At 48.7% G+C, this 14,780-nt stretch carries 13 protein-coding genes, 2 tRNA genes and 2 pseudogenes; 10 read left to right on the forward strand and 7 right to left on the reverse strand.

The features are described 5' to 3' along the window. Nucleotides 1-333: 333 nt before the first annotated feature. The 4 genes and pseudogenes from GTU79_RS16700 to GTU79_RS16710 form a co-directional block, all read right to left on the reverse strand. Nucleotides 334-615 (reverse strand): DUF6515 family protein, encoded by a 282-nt coding sequence (locus tag GTU79_RS16700; protein ID WP_338091410.1) that lies wholly within the window; start codon nt 613-615, stop codon nt 334-336. 747 nt (nt 616-1,362) lie between these two features. After that, nucleotides 1,363-1,602: a cation transporter dimerization domain-containing protein gene (locus GTU79_RS31150; protein ID WP_338091498.1), complete on the reverse strand. Its 240-nt coding sequence runs from the start codon at nt 1,600-1,602 to the stop codon at nt 1,363-1,365. Then, nucleotides 1,554-2,063, reverse strand: a pseudogene (locus tag GTU79_RS16705) (cation diffusion facilitator family transporter); the annotation flags it as partial. The pseudogene GTU79_RS16705 and the gene GTU79_RS31150, both read right to left, overlap by 49 nt. 334 nt (nt 2,064-2,397) lie before the next feature. After that, a complete protein-coding gene (locus GTU79_RS16710; RefSeq protein ID WP_203521142.1) occupies nt 2,398-2,778 on the reverse strand; it encodes a HumD family translesion DNA polymerase in 381 nt (126 codons plus the stop codon). Nucleotides 2,779-3,081: 303 nt separating this feature from the next. On the opposite strand from GTU79_RS16710, the gene GTU79_RS31015 reads away from it, so the two are divergent. Next, complete coding sequence (locus GTU79_RS31015; protein WP_275956900.1) at nt 3,082-3,207, forward strand: hypothetical protein; 126 nt, start codon at nt 3,082-3,084, stop codon at nt 3,205-3,207. Nucleotides 3,208-3,539: 332 nt separating this feature from the next. On the opposite strand, the gene GTU79_RS16715 is transcribed toward GTU79_RS31015, so the two are convergent. Beyond that, nucleotides 3,540-3,626, reverse strand: a tRNA-Ser gene (locus tag GTU79_RS16715). Between the two features lie 93 nt (nt 3,627-3,719). Here GTU79_RS16715 and mtfA point away from each other — a divergent pair. From mtfA to GTU79_RS16730, 3 genes and pseudogenes are all read left to right on the forward strand, one after another. After that, nucleotides 3,720-4,528, forward strand: a pseudogene (gene mtfA / locus GTU79_RS16720) (DgsA anti-repressor MtfA). A 145-nt stretch (nt 4,529-4,673) separates the two neighbouring features. Beyond that, nucleotides 4,674-4,749: transfer RNA gene (locus GTU79_RS16725), tRNA-Asn, on the forward strand. Nucleotides 4,750-4,909: 160 nt separating this feature from the next. After that, nucleotides 4,910-6,175 carry a tyrosine-type recombinase/integrase gene (locus GTU79_RS16730; protein ID WP_203521139.1) on the forward strand — a complete coding sequence of 422 codons (1,266 nt, stop codon included), beginning with the start codon at nt 4,910-4,912 and terminating at the stop codon, nt 6,173-6,175. A gap of 214 nt (nt 6,176-6,389) precedes the next feature. Here GTU79_RS16730 and GTU79_RS30485 read toward each other — a convergent pair whose 3' ends face one another. Both GTU79_RS30485 and GTU79_RS30490 read right to left on the reverse strand, forming a co-directional pair. Beyond that, complete coding sequence (locus GTU79_RS30485; protein ID WP_253073667.1) at nt 6,390-6,947, reverse strand: LysR family substrate-binding domain-containing protein; 558 nt, start codon at nt 6,945-6,947, stop codon at nt 6,390-6,392. Nucleotides 6,948-6,949: 2 nt separating this feature from the next. Continuing rightward, nucleotides 6,950-7,312: a LysR family transcriptional regulator gene (locus GTU79_RS30490; RefSeq protein ID WP_253073318.1), complete on the reverse strand. Its 363-nt coding sequence runs from the start codon at nt 7,310-7,312 to the stop codon at nt 6,950-6,952. A 142-nt stretch (nt 7,313-7,454) separates the two neighbouring features. On the opposite strand from GTU79_RS30490, the gene GTU79_RS16740 reads away from it, so the two are divergent. From GTU79_RS16740 to GTU79_RS16765, 6 genes are all read left to right on the forward strand, one after another. Then, nucleotides 7,455-8,864: an MFS transporter gene (locus GTU79_RS16740; protein WP_203521137.1), complete on the forward strand. Its 1,410-nt coding sequence runs from the start codon at nt 7,455-7,457 to the stop codon at nt 8,862-8,864. Nucleotides 8,865-9,147: 283 nt separating this feature from the next. Further along, the gene (locus tag GTU79_RS16745; RefSeq protein WP_253073319.1) at nt 9,148-9,864 is read left to right on the forward strand and encodes a sterol desaturase family protein; all 717 of its coding nucleotides are present in this window, start codon (nt 9,148-9,150) and stop codon (nt 9,862-9,864) included. Between the two features lie 86 nt (nt 9,865-9,950). Continuing rightward, nucleotides 9,951-11,270 carry a phenylacetate--CoA ligase family protein gene (locus GTU79_RS16750; RefSeq protein ID WP_214513161.1) on the forward strand — a complete coding sequence of 440 codons (1,320 nt, stop codon included), beginning with the start codon at nt 9,951-9,953 and terminating at the stop codon, nt 11,268-11,270. Next, nucleotides 11,267-12,700: a prenyltransferase/squalene oxidase repeat-containing protein gene (locus GTU79_RS16755; protein WP_214513162.1), complete on the forward strand. Its 1,434-nt coding sequence runs from the start codon at nt 11,267-11,269 to the stop codon at nt 12,698-12,700. Before GTU79_RS16750 ends, GTU79_RS16755 begins: the two co-directional genes overlap by 4 nt. 758 nt (nt 12,701-13,458) lie before the next feature. Continuing rightward, the gene (locus tag GTU79_RS16760) at nt 13,459-13,752 is read left to right on the forward strand and encodes an acyl carrier protein (protein ID WP_203521131.1); all 294 of its coding nucleotides are present in this window, start codon (nt 13,459-13,461) and stop codon (nt 13,750-13,752) included. Next, entirely contained in the window at nt 13,745-14,683 is a 939-nt protein-coding gene (locus tag GTU79_RS16765; protein WP_214513163.1) for an acyl-CoA synthetase family protein, read from the forward strand. Before GTU79_RS16760 ends, GTU79_RS16765 begins: the two co-directional genes overlap by 8 nt. The last annotated feature ends 97 nt before the right edge of the window (nt 14,684-14,780 follow it).

The raw sequence follows: 14,780 nt of genomic DNA on the forward strand, positions 1-14,780 counted from the left end.
CTAATTCTCATTTAAAACGAAAAACCAGCCAATCATCTATTACCTTGCGTCATTTACCTTTATAGATTAATTTATAACGCATTGAAGAATATATATTTTAATACACTCAAGAATCTAATTTTTAACTGCAATATTCAATTAAATAATTTAACCCTTTGATTATAATGATTTATTAACCACTATTGCAAGATAACGGAAATAATCGGCAAAACCCACAATCAGTCAATAACTTATTATTCTTTATTCAATAGTGTATTAAGTATATTGATAATGAATGGCGTTAGCATGGCTTAAAAATGCCTGCGTTGAGCAGGCATTGTGGATAAGGTGGTTTTAAAGACCGGCTGGTCTGGGCACTTCGAGATATTGGCCGTTAATATCGCGACGATAATAATGTCCTTGATTGACATAATATCTTTCGCCATTCATATCCAATACCGTCATATTGCCGGGTCCGGAAACGTAAGCCTGCGGCGCGGGCACTACGGCCGGTGGATTGACTACCACATACTCATTGTTCTGGCGTTGATAATAAACCCCGTCCAACACATAATAGGTCAGACCCGCTGCTAATATGGTCGCCGCCACCCCAGGCAAAACCAAACCTTTCGCCATAGTGAGGCCGGCCACCCATCCAGCCATGAGGGCCGTAATGATACGGATAATGACCGCCGTGCCAGCCGGGCGCGGCAAAACCGGCTACCGGCATAACCAGGCTAAGGGAAAATAAAGAATCAGAACTTTTTCATCATAATTTACCTATTAAGACTCTCACCTATTAATACATGCCGATGCTTTCATAACAGACCTTCTCAGACCATTATGCAAGACCATTTACGCATCTTTTGTCGGGTTTAACGAAATCCTTACCTATACGTAAAAGTGTATTGCAAATCAATACCATCCCTGTGTTTCATCCTCATTGAAAGCGGTAAACACGCGGCATTCCTTTGCCCCGGCTTTATCTGAATTTTAGTCGATAGCGAAGCTTTGCGGATATAAAAGCCTGAACAAAACCATGACTTTTCATTAGCAATTGTGAATGACGGAAGGTTGCCGTTGATATGCTAAGGTTTGGTAAAGTCTTGAAAGGTTGTGTAAACTTATAATATATATGAATATTATTGACATAATAATTAATCATTATGATTTGATGCATTGAAGGCCAGATGTTATTTTGCCATTACCCTCTCGCTCCAGAGCGGGGTAATGTGATGTTGGACACCCACTTTTGTTTTGTGTGGGTGTTTTTGCCTGAAGACCGGGGTGTGGGGTTTCACTTCACCAGATTGTCGAGACGTTCATCGTCAATACCCGCCGGTTCAAGGTGGGCTGAAACTTCCGCCGCCGGGAAAAGTTTTCTCACCGCCGCTTCAGCGGCATCGCCGATTCATGGCCCACGTCGACGGTAAGCTGGCCGTCCACTTCCACATGTAATTCAACAAACACCCGGTCGCCGCCGTTACGGGTTCGGATATCATGGACACCCTGCACCCCTCGCAGCTCAGGGCGGCATCCCGAATGCGCCGCCGGTCCTTCACGTCCAGCTCCTGATCCAAAAGCTGGATAAGCGCGGAGAGCACCATGCCGCGGGCATTCCATAGCATATAGCAGGAAATGCCAAGCGCCCCCGCCGCATCGGAGCGCGCCCAGCCGAACAAGCCGTCCAGAACCAGCGCCGCCAGCACGGCGATATTGACGGCGATATCGGTGACATAATGCGCGCGATCGGCGGCTATGGCGGTGGAACCGGTCCTCTTGACCACAAACGTCTGCATGGTCACCAGTACGCCGGCGCAGAAAGTACTGCCGACTATGACCCAGATACCCAGGCCTTGCTGCGAAAGCGGCTGAGGATGGATCAGGCGTCCCACGGATTCAATACCCAGCACCAGCCCGGCCCCGGCAAGCAGCAGCGCCTGGACAAAGGCCGCCACCGCCTCAGCTTTGCCGTGGCCGTAGCGGTGCCCCTTGTCCGCCGGGCGCTGCGCATAATAAACCCCCGCCAGGGTGACGATGGATGCCATCACGTCAACCAAACCGTCCGCCGCGGAAGTCAGCATGGAAATGGAACCGGTAAGCAGCCATGCCCAGATTTAAATGCCCACGAGCATCAGCGCAACGCTAAGAGATATTAATGAGGCCAGGCGCGTGAGCTTTTTGCTTGGGAGATTAAACAGCATTGGCGAATCCCCAAGTATCAGTTTTAACATTCATATGTTTACCGATTAAATAGCACGCTGCGAAAGCGAATATATTGGATGAAATCCGCTGTTGCTAAAACAGCCAGCGAAGACATGTGAAGGATTTACATGGCCCAACTTCAACAAGGGTGCAATATATTATCAAAATCAATGTCTTTCAGTCTATGTAAATTTATCTGATGCCGGACGCACATCATAAACACGGATTCTCTTCGTCTTTTACCTCCTGCAGATCGTTTATGGCAAAAGTGACCACCCCGAAAATCACCAGCTCTCCCTCCTCCAGATCGATGGTGGTGATTTCGCTGCGTTTTCCCAGGCTTTCCAATGCGGGCAACGGAAACAAACGCAGGCGCCGAATCACATAAGCCCCGTCGATCACCGCAACAACGATACTGCCATGGGCCGCTTTTACCGCCGCATCCACCACCAGGATCGCGCCGTGCAAAATGCCCACCGCCATGCAGCCCTCCTCTACCCGCACCAGATAGGTCGAGGCTGGACGGAGAATACAGGTTTTGTCCAGGCTGATCCTGCTATCAATATAATCCTGTGCCGGAGAAGGGAAGCCCATGGTCAAACACCTTAATACTGATTTTTTATACAGTATAAACACGGTTGCCCAGCCTGTGAAGGGTTCTTTGGCGGTAAAAGTATAGCCGACTGATCCAGCGGATAAAATTATGGCCCGGTGCAGGGCAGGCCGATGCCGCCGAGCGAAGGCTATCATTTATGTACATCCAACCGCACCGTGCCGCAGCGTTTCGCTTAAGCGCGGCACACTTTAAAAAAAACCGGACTATAATTGCTTCATTAATCAAGATATTTAATCAATCCTCTAATCCGTCTAAGGAAGAAATGAGCTTATGAACCGGTTATGGATATCAGCTCCGGCGATTTTATTGCTGATTTCCGGCTGTTCGTCACATTATCGGGGGTGCAATGCCAAGGGGATATAAAAGTCTGGCAGGCCAGCCGCTGGGGCTACCAGCGCATTGATTGAGGACAGATACAATTCGTTTTCGGTAGCTATGCCGCAGGAAAAGGTTGAAAGCGGAACGCTTCAGTCCGCCGATCGCTCCTTTATATTCCCTCCGCCGTTACAACAGAAGGTTATCTGGCTCAACGTGTTTCAGATAAAAATTCACGCTTATCGATTCACGCAAGGATAGATGGATAACTTACACCTGCCCTAGCTTTCGTCCTGTAGCGCGCCTTCGCCGCCGCTTCTGTTTGATATGCTTGTGAAGTGAGATTATGAGTGGGAAAACAAGGACAAACAATCGTTCCGCGGGCTTTTCGTCACAAAAACAAAGGGGATAAGTGCTTGAATAGTGGCGGAGAGAGGATTTGAACCCTCGGAAGGATTGCTCCTTCAACGGTTTTCGAGACCGTCCCGTTCAGCCGCTCCGGCATCTCTCCTTTTTAGCGGTTGCTATCATGCCCTGTTTTGCGGCATTTTAATAGTGTTTAACCGCGCCTGACGATTCAAGTGACGACTTATCGAGCAAGTAGATGATGAAATGGCCTTGGAAAAGCTCTGCCCCCTCGCCGGAGACGCTTGCCTTATGGCAAGAGGCCTTGGCGATCCCGTTATTCTCGCCTTTGTCTGCTGAAGAGCGGCATCGCCTGGTCCTGCTGGCCGACAAATTCTTGGAGCAAAAAAAGCTGGTCCTCCTGCAGGGGTTGGTGCTCAATGATGTTATGGAGGCGCGAATTGCCCTGCTGTTTTCGTTGCCGGTGTTGGGGTTGGGGCTGGACTGGCTGGATGGTTTTCATGAAATACTGATTTATCCATCGCCCTTTGTGGTTAACGATGAGTGGCAAGACGACGCGGGACTGGTGCACCGCGGCGAGATGGTGCATTCCGGCCAAAGTTGGGATCAGGGGCCGATAGTGCTTAATTGGCAGGAAATTCAGGATTCGTTCGATCTTTCCGGCTTCAACCTGATTATCCATGAAACCGCGCATAAGCTGGATGGACGCAATACCGGCGTGGTGAACGGTATGCCGCTGATCCCCCTGCGTGAGGTGGCCCGCTGGGAAAATCTCCTGCGCTCGGCAATGGAGGATTTGCAGGACGAAGTGGATTTGGTGGGAGAAGACGCGGCCAGTATGGATGCTTATGCCGCCAGCGATCCGGCGGAATGTTTTGCCGTGCTGTCGGAGTATTTTTCAGTTCGACAGAATTGTTTCTCGACAGGTTTCCCGAACTTTATCGCTGCTTTGTACAGTTTTACCGCCAGGATCCGTTGGCGCGGCTTAACGCGCAGCGTTCCTCTCCGACAGCCTCTCCCGGCGATTTAGCCGCGCCGGAAAACTAAAACAGCCGTCTAAGCGCCCTAAAACCCCCTTTTACAGCGCCAATGATGAACAATTTGGCTAAGGGTTAGGCAATCACGCTGCAAGTTTTTATTTTGCATTGACACCTTTGGAGGGGCCGGATATGATTCGCCCCGTTCAAACGATTCCTCTGTAGTTCAGTCGGTAGAACGGCGGACTGTTAATCCGTATGTCACTGGTTCGAGTCCAGTCAGAGGAGCCAATTTCTTGTTTTCATACCTCTTTGCGAATCCCTATATAATTTTGATTCAATAAGTTAGTGTGAAAAATCTTCCCGATGCGTTTTCAGTTTTCCCTCTGCATCGGGAAAAATTGGTGGTCAGATTTGGGGTCAGGTTGGTTCGATTATGGAGTGACCCCATATGTCTCTTAACGACACGAAAATCCGCAGCAGTAAACCCCTAGCAAAACCTTTCAAACTGTCCGATGCACACGGGTTGTATTTGTTGATCAATCCCGGTGGTTCCCGTCTCTGGTATCTCAAGTATCGTATTAATGGCAAAGAATCCCGTCTCGGTTTAGGCGCTTATCCGCTGGTATCTCTTGCCGACGCCCGGCTACAGAGTGATGGCATCCGAAAATTGCTGAACCAGAATATCAACCCGGCACAGCAGCGTGTTGCTGACAAAGCCCCCTGTTCGCCTGAAAAATGTTTCAAGACCGTGGCGCTGGGTTGGCATAGAAGCAATAAAGCTTGGTCGGAGAACCACGCCAGCCGACTGCTTGCCAGCATGAACAATCATATTTTCCCGGTGATTGGGCATCTGCCGGTAACGGAACTGAAAACACGACTTTTCACCGCTCTGCTGAAAGGGATTGAGGAAAAGGGACTGCTGGAAGTCGCCTCCCGCACCCGACAGCACCTATGCAGCATCATGCGTTATGCTGTGCAGCAAGGACTGGTGGAAAACAACCCGGCGCTGAATCTGGAAGGCGTGACGGCTCCGCCCGTTAAACACCATTATCCTGCCCTACCCCTAGAACATCTGCCGGAACTGCTGGCGCGCATTGACGGCTACATGGCGGGACGGACGCTTACCCGACTAGCTGTGACGCTCACCTTGCACCTATTTATCCGTTCCAGCGAGCTGCGTTTCGCCCGTTGGCGCGAGATTGATTTCAAAAACGGAATCTGGACGCTCCCTTCCACCCGCGACACCATTGCCGGTGTCCGTTATTCCGGACGTGGCGCGAAAATGCGGACACCACATATCGTGCCGCTGTCCCGGCAGGCTGTTGCTATTCTGAGGCAGATACAGGAAATTTCAGGGCATCTGGAACTGGTATTCCCCGGCGACCATAACTCATATAAACCAATGTGTGAAAACACGGTCAACAAGGCACTACGGCTGATGGGTTACGACACGAAAACTGATGTCTGTGGCCACGGATTCCGAGCAATGGCCTGTAGCGCGTTAATGGAATCAGAGCTTTGGTCACGGGATGCCGTTGAACGCCAGATGAGCCATCAGGAACGCAACAACGTGCGGGCGGCGTATATCCACAAAGCGGAACATCTTGATGCCCGCAAAGCCATGATGCAGTGGTGGTCGGATTATCTGGAGGTATGCCGGGAGAGATATGTCGCGCCGTATATTTATGCCCGACAGTACAAAGTGCAAGAATGACGATTAGCTTGCAAAAAGCAGACTCCTTTCATCAGGAGCTGCTTTTTTTGTTTTATGGGAGGTTTACCTTTGTGTTTATCCGCTGATCCTCTTCCTGACAATTAAACCGGCGTATTAAAGAAGGACTGCGCCATGGGATGGAGTAACTGTCTTGCTAGTCAACTATAATTGTTTTGCAAGTACGCCAAAGGTCTGAATATCTGGACATACGTCGTCATGAGCCTCCGTAGATCACGGCGTTCGCATTCTTAAAAAAGGCGCTCTTAGCGATTTCGATCAAAGAGTCGCGGAGTGGATTCGTTATATTGGTACTCACTAACGCAATGTCGTAAGGAATTGGCGTACCTGGACCAGAAAGCTCTATAAAACGCACGCCGATTGGCCTCATTGAAGTAAGAAGATGAGGAACAATGGCGACGCCCACTCCTCCGGCAACCAAGCCTAGGGCAGTTTGCATAAGCCTGACGCGCTGAGTCACACGTGGCACGAAGTTGGCTTCTTCACAAGCAGCGATAATTCGTTCATAAATCCCAGGCCCGTATCTTCCAGGAAATAGTATCCAGGGCTCATCATGCAAATCGAAAAGAGTTATCGTATCCTGGTTTGCAAGCGGATGAGAATCAGGGACTGCAGCCACCCACCTATCTAAGTGGATGGGTGTAACTTCAACCGTAGCTTCAGGGTTAATAGGCAACACAATAAAACCAATATCAATACGATCTGCTTGCAATGAGATCAATTGATCGGCAGTAGTCGCCTCATGAAGCTCAATCTCTACATCAGGAAACTTTTCTGAAACTCTTTCAAGATGGTAGGAAGGATGCGATTCGCTACACTATCGACAAAATTGATTCGTAGTTCGCCTTGAAGCCCGGAAGCTGCTCGACGTGCGACACGTACAGCTCGTTCGGCTTGAGTAACAGTACGCCGTGCCTCTCGTAGAAACGCCTCACCTCCTTCAGTGATCCTCACGATACGATTGCTCCGCTCGAACAGAAGAATACCGAGGTCATCTTCCATACGCTGGATGGCAGCAGTCAATGGCGGCTGTGCCATATGAAGTCGCTCTGCGGCACGACGAAAGCTTAGTTCTTCTGCCACAGCAATAAATTGCTTAAATTGACGAAGCCCAATCATTTGATATTGTCCCCATATCACGTGTTCAGATAGTTAGTATTGGAACCCTCGGAGCAATGCTGATAGAAATCAAAGCTAGGTTCGGGAACATCTTCCAATAGAAGAAGCTCCTCATCTCCAACTGCCATCTCGGAGCCAAAAGATGCTAGCTCACAATAATCGTCTTCAACAAAAGAAGACGATCCGCCAACCAAACGCTTTGTTACAGCTGATCGCACTTGCGCTCGGTGCGGTAATGGCAATCCTTGATGTTACCGCTGTTAACGTGGCGCTCAATAGCATCGATAATGACCTGAAAATTGGCATGAGTGGTATCATGTGGGTCGCAGACGGATACACGTTCGCTTACGCTGCCTTGCTATTTTTAGGGGCTGCATTTTCAACAAGATATGGCTCAAAGCTCACCTACCTTTGCGGACTCACGATTTTTTTAATCGCCTCCGCCTTCTGCGCTATTGCACCGAATGGGACATTTTTGATTCTAGCCAGACTTTTACAAGGCGTTGGCGCTGCGATCTTCACTCCAAGTGCTCTTAGCTCAATAGCCGACAATTATAGAGATAGAGATGAACGATCAAAAGCAATGAGCCGCTGGATATCGATCGTATCAATTGCAGCAGTATTGGGACCATTACTCAGCGGGATTCTAATCCACATTAACAACTGGCGCCTAATTTTCCTGGTTAATGTGCCCATTGGCATAGTAGCTCTATTTTTAACCTCACACTATGTACAAAAAGGTATTGGCAAGTCGCTGGCGAAAATCAACCCTGCATCGCATGCAATGCTTGCTATATGCCTTGGTTCTATATGCTTTTCGCTAATCGAGGGTGCTCGCCTGGGTTGGACTTCGCTACCGATCGACGCCAGTGCCTTTCTTGCTTTTGCCTCAGCCATTGTACTGTTCAAATTAGAAAGCAGATCATTAGTGCCCATTTTCCCCGTCACGTTGCTTTCCAAGCCAGGCTATGTTCCTGCATTGGCCGCATTCACCGCCTTGAGTCTTACGTTTTATGGTCAGCTATTTGTAGTAAGTATAATGATGCAGAAAGAAATGGCATATTCGCCATTGGATATCGGCATTCGCCTACTTCCCGCGATGGCAATCATCTCGCCAGCTAATCTGGCATCAGGTTATCTCAGCAGGCGCGTAGGGATCAATTTTTCGTGCTCTGTCGGACTCATTATATCAATTGTGGGTGCCCTTTTATTGATTAAGTTGGAACAAGATTCGTCTCCTTGGTTATTCATTGTCGGAATGGTGTTAGCAAACTTGGGGAATGGTCTTACTGCTCCAGCTCTGACTCTAGCTATTATGCATAGAGCAATACCCGACTATTCGGATATTGCATCTGGAATGTTGAATTTCGGACGTCAAATCGGCGTACTACTGGGCATCGCCTTTATGGGCATAATTATAGGGACCATTTCTGAATGGAATAAGTCATATATAACATGCTTCACATTCGTTATTTTGGTTCATCTTATAACCTTCGCTTTGGTCTTATTTATTCCATCAGGAGAAGAACCACAGGCATGGGAAGCCAAATAGTGTATTTTAATTTAAATATTCTCCATGTAGGGATATCAATATAACTAGCAAGTAGCATTTATCTAAATGAATTCAAAATTTTTCGTCATATATTTTAAATTTTCACGCATAGGAATGCGACGTCACAACTCTCTGAAGTTAATTGTTTCATCAACAATTTAAAGAGGAAATTCCTATGGATACCGAATATCTTCATCGTTTTCACTTATAGTTATCTTTATCTTTCTTGGCCCCATGTTGTTGCTGGAAATTATAACCGGGGTATTCTTCGACAAAAAGCGACATGGAGAGATACGCTCGTGGAAGTGTCGACTTCAGCGCTAATTTTGCTATTAGTCTACCCGGGCATTCTATTTGTAACTGCTTACATCATGCATTACCTAGTTCCTCAGTGGCAGGGGCTTTATTGTGGGTGCCACTTTGGGCTGGATTTCTAGCTTATGTAATCGCAGACGATTTCGTACAATACCTTTGGCATTGGTATTGCCATTCATCTCCTCTTCTATTCAATCTACATCGACTCCATCATTCGGCCAAATATATGGGGCTGCGCATGGCCTATCGCGACAATCCATGTTTTCAATTAACCATGCCCAATAATTGGTTTTCTGCCGCATTACTTTATTGCGGCCTGGTCAAATCATATTTTCTTTACGTTACTGTAAAGATGATTGTTGCTGTCGCGGCACACAGCAGCGTGCCATGGGACGATAAGCTTTATAAAATCAAGGCATTGCAACCCATTATGTGGTTCTTAGAACGTTTTATCTCCACACCCGCGACCCATGCAGCGCATCACGGCCTCCACCAAGAGGACGGTATCACGCATTATAACGGAAACTACGCCACTGTTTTCTTTTTCTGGGATGTCCTTTTCGGAACGGCAAAGATCACCCGGAGACGCCCCTCCGAACACGGTGTGGAGAGTGTCGGAAAAGTGAGCTGGCTCCATTTAACGCTATGGCCGATCTTCCGGGATAAAAATCCACGAAGCAGGTAGCAGCACGACTGGCAATTGCTAAATAACGTACCAGGTTAATTTCCTGAATGATGAACCTATGTCTTCAATATACCGAGGGCTCCATAATGCCAAATGTAACCGAAAGAACTCATGAATTATATGCTAGCGCCGAACTTGAGCTAAAAGGTGAAGCGAGCTCACGGCATCCGGCTTCTTTTTACCAACGTAAGGTCAAACTGCTGTGGGAAAGAGCAAAGAATAGCAAGGCTTACGCGCCCATCGGTCCATATTCATGGGATGGCTTTGAAACGCTACCAGTTACTACGCGCCAACAACTCAAGGAACATCCGCTGGACTTCCTTGCAGTGCCGGTGTGTAAAGCGCTCAAATATTATGAGACGACCGGCCCAACCGGACTTCCTACACCCACACCTCGTTTAAGAGAAGATGTGATTTGGAATACCGTTTCCGTAGCCGAGGCAAGGAGCCACATCATTCGGCCTGATGCTCGTGTTTTCATCATTCTTCCCTCGGACATAGTGCACGTTGCCGAGCTTGTCGTTGATGTATGCGCGGACTTGAATATTGCACACGCCAAAGCATACCACTTCACTATAGGCGATGCAGACGGGTACCGGATCGAGGAAGTAGCAAAAAATTTTCTTCCGACAGTTCTCTTTATAGCGCCAGGCGTCTGCAAGCAATTCACACGAATCCTTAAACAGAGAGGAACCTTCCATTCCTTTAGTGAAAGCGTTCGGACGATTATGCTGCTCGGCGAAGTTAATACTTCCGCTTTTCGCGCTCGTCTGGGCAAGTGGTGGGATGCTACCGCCTTCGATGCCAGCTATGGAAGTACTGAGACGGGCACGCTGGCTGCGGCTTGCAAAGAAGGGCATCAACATCTTCTATGCGGGGCGAACTACGTCGAAATTAAAACCGATCGAGGCCTTGAACCTCTTCCCGAATCAGGAGAGGTTGCGGGTCGCTTAGTCGTTACACCACTGAATCTCCACGCCCGTCCACTATTGCGGCTTGATACAGGAGATTTGGTAACCGTATCTGTCGGCTGCCCATGTGGTGCCAGTAGCCCATGGATAGAGGTCCATGGACGAAGCACAGACGCAATCACTATACATGCACAACCAATTACTGTGCGCAGTCTGGAAGAGGTCGTTTATGGTGTTTCTAATGCGACCGGATATCTGATCGAAGCTGTGCAGGATGGAAGCTTTGCTCGTCTTTTAATAGAACGAAATCCGGAGTGGGACCGCGCGGACGAGCCCCGCATTGTTAAAGACATTCAGTCCCACTCGCTTACCCGGTTGGGCATGATCTGGAACGAAATTAAGTTCGTGAATACTCTCCCCACCAACACAAAAAGTGGTGCGTCGCAGAAAAGCTGGAAACGTTCAAACATCAGAGTGATTGAGGTGGCAGCATGATTTTTGAACGAAAGGATCACGACATAGTATCTGCGCCTGCTAACCCCGCGCCTGATTTATGGTGCACTTATGCGGCAGTGCGTACGTTGCGTTGGTTAAACTACGCATTCAACGACGATTTCTTTGAGAGAACGTTAGCTTACATAAATAGCCGGCGTAACAGTGACGGCGGATATGGCTGGAGTCGGGGCATGCAATCTGATGCTTGGGCCACGTTCTATTCAACCCAGGCGATCGTAGATTTAGGAAGCATTATACCAAACTTATCCAGAACGCAAGACTGGCTATGGACTACATGGGACGGTAACGCGTTTGGAATGCTGCCCGGCCAGCGACCTGATATCTGGGCCACGCACTTTTCAGCCCGTACAGCCATTGAAATCTGCAGGGAATTGCCACCTGGAACATCGTCACTCCTACGGTGGCTTGGCTCACTTCAAACATCAACCGGTGGATTGAGTTGGAGCCCAGAACATGCAAATCAAGGTTTAGCGGATGCACGGGCCTGCTTTTATGGCGTGATGGCTTGGAGAGCCATTTCCACCAAAGTAAACGTAGCCCCTCCATGGGATATAACCAAACTAAGCAGTTGGTTGCAGGACAGGCAGCATTCTGAGGGAGGATTTACCTTCAGCGAGCGTGCAAAAATTCCTTGCATGTGGGCCACCTATCGCGCTACTCAAACTCTGGCAGCACTAGGAAAACCATGTGCTGACCCGGATCAGTGTGTCCGTTGGATAATGCGACAACGTGGGAAGAATGGAGCTTTTGTACGCTGGCAGAGTTATCCCATAGAAGACGTATGGGCCTCATTCTGTGCAATCGGGTCCCTTAATGCTTTGGGCAAGAAAGCTGAAATTGAATCTGTCAGACCCAGCGTGAGATACGTTCTTGGCACCATGCAATGCTCCAATGGAGGTTTCACTTATCGGGAGACAGGGAAAGCAGCCGATGTACTCAGTACTTCGGCGAAAATACTTGAGGGCACACCTAATCGAGATGAGGCGCGCCAACTTGTTTCTTGGATAGAGTCCTGTCAACTCCCAAATGAGCCTGGCGTGATGTATATGCCTGGTCGTGGTGCAGAAGTGCGCTGCACACTTTGGGCGTTAGCTGCAGGCGCTTTTATACAAGGTAACTACGAAAGTCCAAGACCAGAATTAAATGAGCTTGTTGATTGGCTGCTGGGGCTTCAAAACCCGGATGGTGGCTTCGGTTACTGGGAGGGACGAGGTTCGGATATGGTATCTACTGCTGCTGCAATCGAAGCCATATCGCTTGCTGGGCATCCAACAGCTCTACCGTCAGTAATAGGGTTTATCGAATCTTGTCACCAGCCCGATACAGCCGGCGAGGATACCTATTCCAATGTCCCGGGTGGCCAGCCTCGCTACGCGCGGGGCTGCAAGCCTATCGGATCCGTCACCTAGTCACTAGCAACGTTGACAAAGATGCTGTGCTTAGACTTATTGAAAAGCACCGTACCCGCGGCGGTGGATACGCCAATATAGGTGCGAGGATGCCGGACCTATTAACCACCTACGAGGCGGTGGCGACGGCGGATCGCTTTGGTTTAAGCGTTGACATACCGTCATTGCGCGCTTTTACCGACAGGATAACTTCATCGAGAGGTACCGCATGGACTCCCTGGCTCCCCTACAGACGACTTATTAGCCGGTTGCCTCGGTGCATTACTGCGTCGGCGCTTATCTGACCGATCACATGACCTTCCGGCCTTATGCCTGTAGGGGAAGTATGCCGACAATCGATATCACAACTCCTGAGTTAACGCCTGCGGTTCGCCGACGAATCGCAGTGCGCCTAACTCGCTGGTTTTTCACAAGACACTATTCGGGAGCACGTCATTATTCGATTCCACACGGCGTCGCCAGAGACGGTCTTTGCAGGCGGATTCCCGATGGACAGACTCACTGGTAAGGCCATCGAAGAAAATGACGTTCATGGAAATCTGTCTCCCATATCCTTTGCAATGGTGCAGTGCTGCATATCAATGCAGAGAGACGACGTATTTCGTACACACATGGCACATGAGCTTCAGCAAGCTCTGGAACTCAAGCAAACAGCGTTCTTGTACGTGCGATTTGAGCCAGTGGACAAAAGAGATGTTTTTACTCATCGGCCGGCGAATTGATATGCGCCAATCAATAGACACATAGAGGGCAAAATTATGAGTGTTCCAATTCCAGCGACCGCCTCGTCTTTGGTTCCCACAGTGCGAAACGTACTGGCAAAACATCTTGGAGGAGACGTACAGAGTATCGCAGCCGATAGTGTTTTTACTGATGTACTCGACAACTACGACAGCCTTTCGGCAAGTGAGTGCATATTCGCCATTGAAGAACGATTCGGTATTGAGGTCGACTTCACAACGGACGATGTTCGGTATTGGTTTGCGACGATCGATCGCATTTCACAATTTGTGGCCGATCGACTTGAAGATATAGAGGTACATCGTGACTAAGCCACTGTCCATTATGGTTAATACAGGCGCTACTCCTGAAGTACGTTTCGAGACCTCGGGACATACCGCCATGCCAATAGCATGGTTTCGTTCTCGTGAACAACTTGATCAGGAAATTCAGGTTATTTTAAGCGGCAGAGTCACCAAATTAAATCGCATTATTAGCTTTGCCCCCACCCGTCATATTTACGGCTATGTATTTGCGCATCACTTACCATCATATATAAATGTGAAGGTAACCGAAGCTTGGCGAAATATGCTGGATGTGCCAAAGCTCAAAGGGAATGAGCACCTATTAATTGTGGCCACCCCAGGCTGCTGGAGAATAATTTGGGAAATGGCTCGTTATACTAGCCCGAAACAATGGATTGTACTTCATAGTGGTGGGCTACTGCCTAAATTATGCCAGCCTTGGATAGAATATCTACTCAAACAAGGAGCACGTGTCATCGAAATTTTAGGGTCTACAGAAACAGGAGCTATCGCAACCCGAGAAGCCAATACCGATTATACAAAGCCATGGCAGCTTGTAAGCGACGTGGAATTAGCGGGAGATTATTCCTCCGGCACTTCTCGGCTTTCAATATCAAGTCCGCGGATTGGAAGACGCTTTGATCTAGTGGTTGCGCCCCATACCTGGACGCTTCCCGATCTTGTTGATGTGATGCCCGACAGAAGACACTTTACTTACGTTGGCCGTGAAAGCCGGTTCGTTAAAGTCGACGGTCGTCGATGCAACCTGGAACTCATAGAGTTACGGATCCGTACTCTTGAGTCTATCGCCGACGTTGCCTGTATTGCCCGTAGGAGCGCGGTTCGTGGGGAACACTACGACATCTACTTGGTAGTCCGCCCCGATTCTTACATAGGAAACGACCTGATCTCTTGTATTAAAATGGTTGCGAAGGGCTACCACTCCCTCATGAGGTGAAACTTGTATCCAAAATCCCAAGAAATAGGCTTGGCAAAGTCCTTTTGGAGAAATGACCACCTACGCAATTTGACATTAGCCAATAGTTCGGAGAATT

Origin of the sequence: Sodalis ligni (genome assembly GCF_016865525.2) — a bacterium.
Classification (GTDB): domain Bacteria; phylum Pseudomonadota; class Gammaproteobacteria; order Enterobacterales; family Enterobacteriaceae; genus Acerihabitans; species Acerihabitans ligni.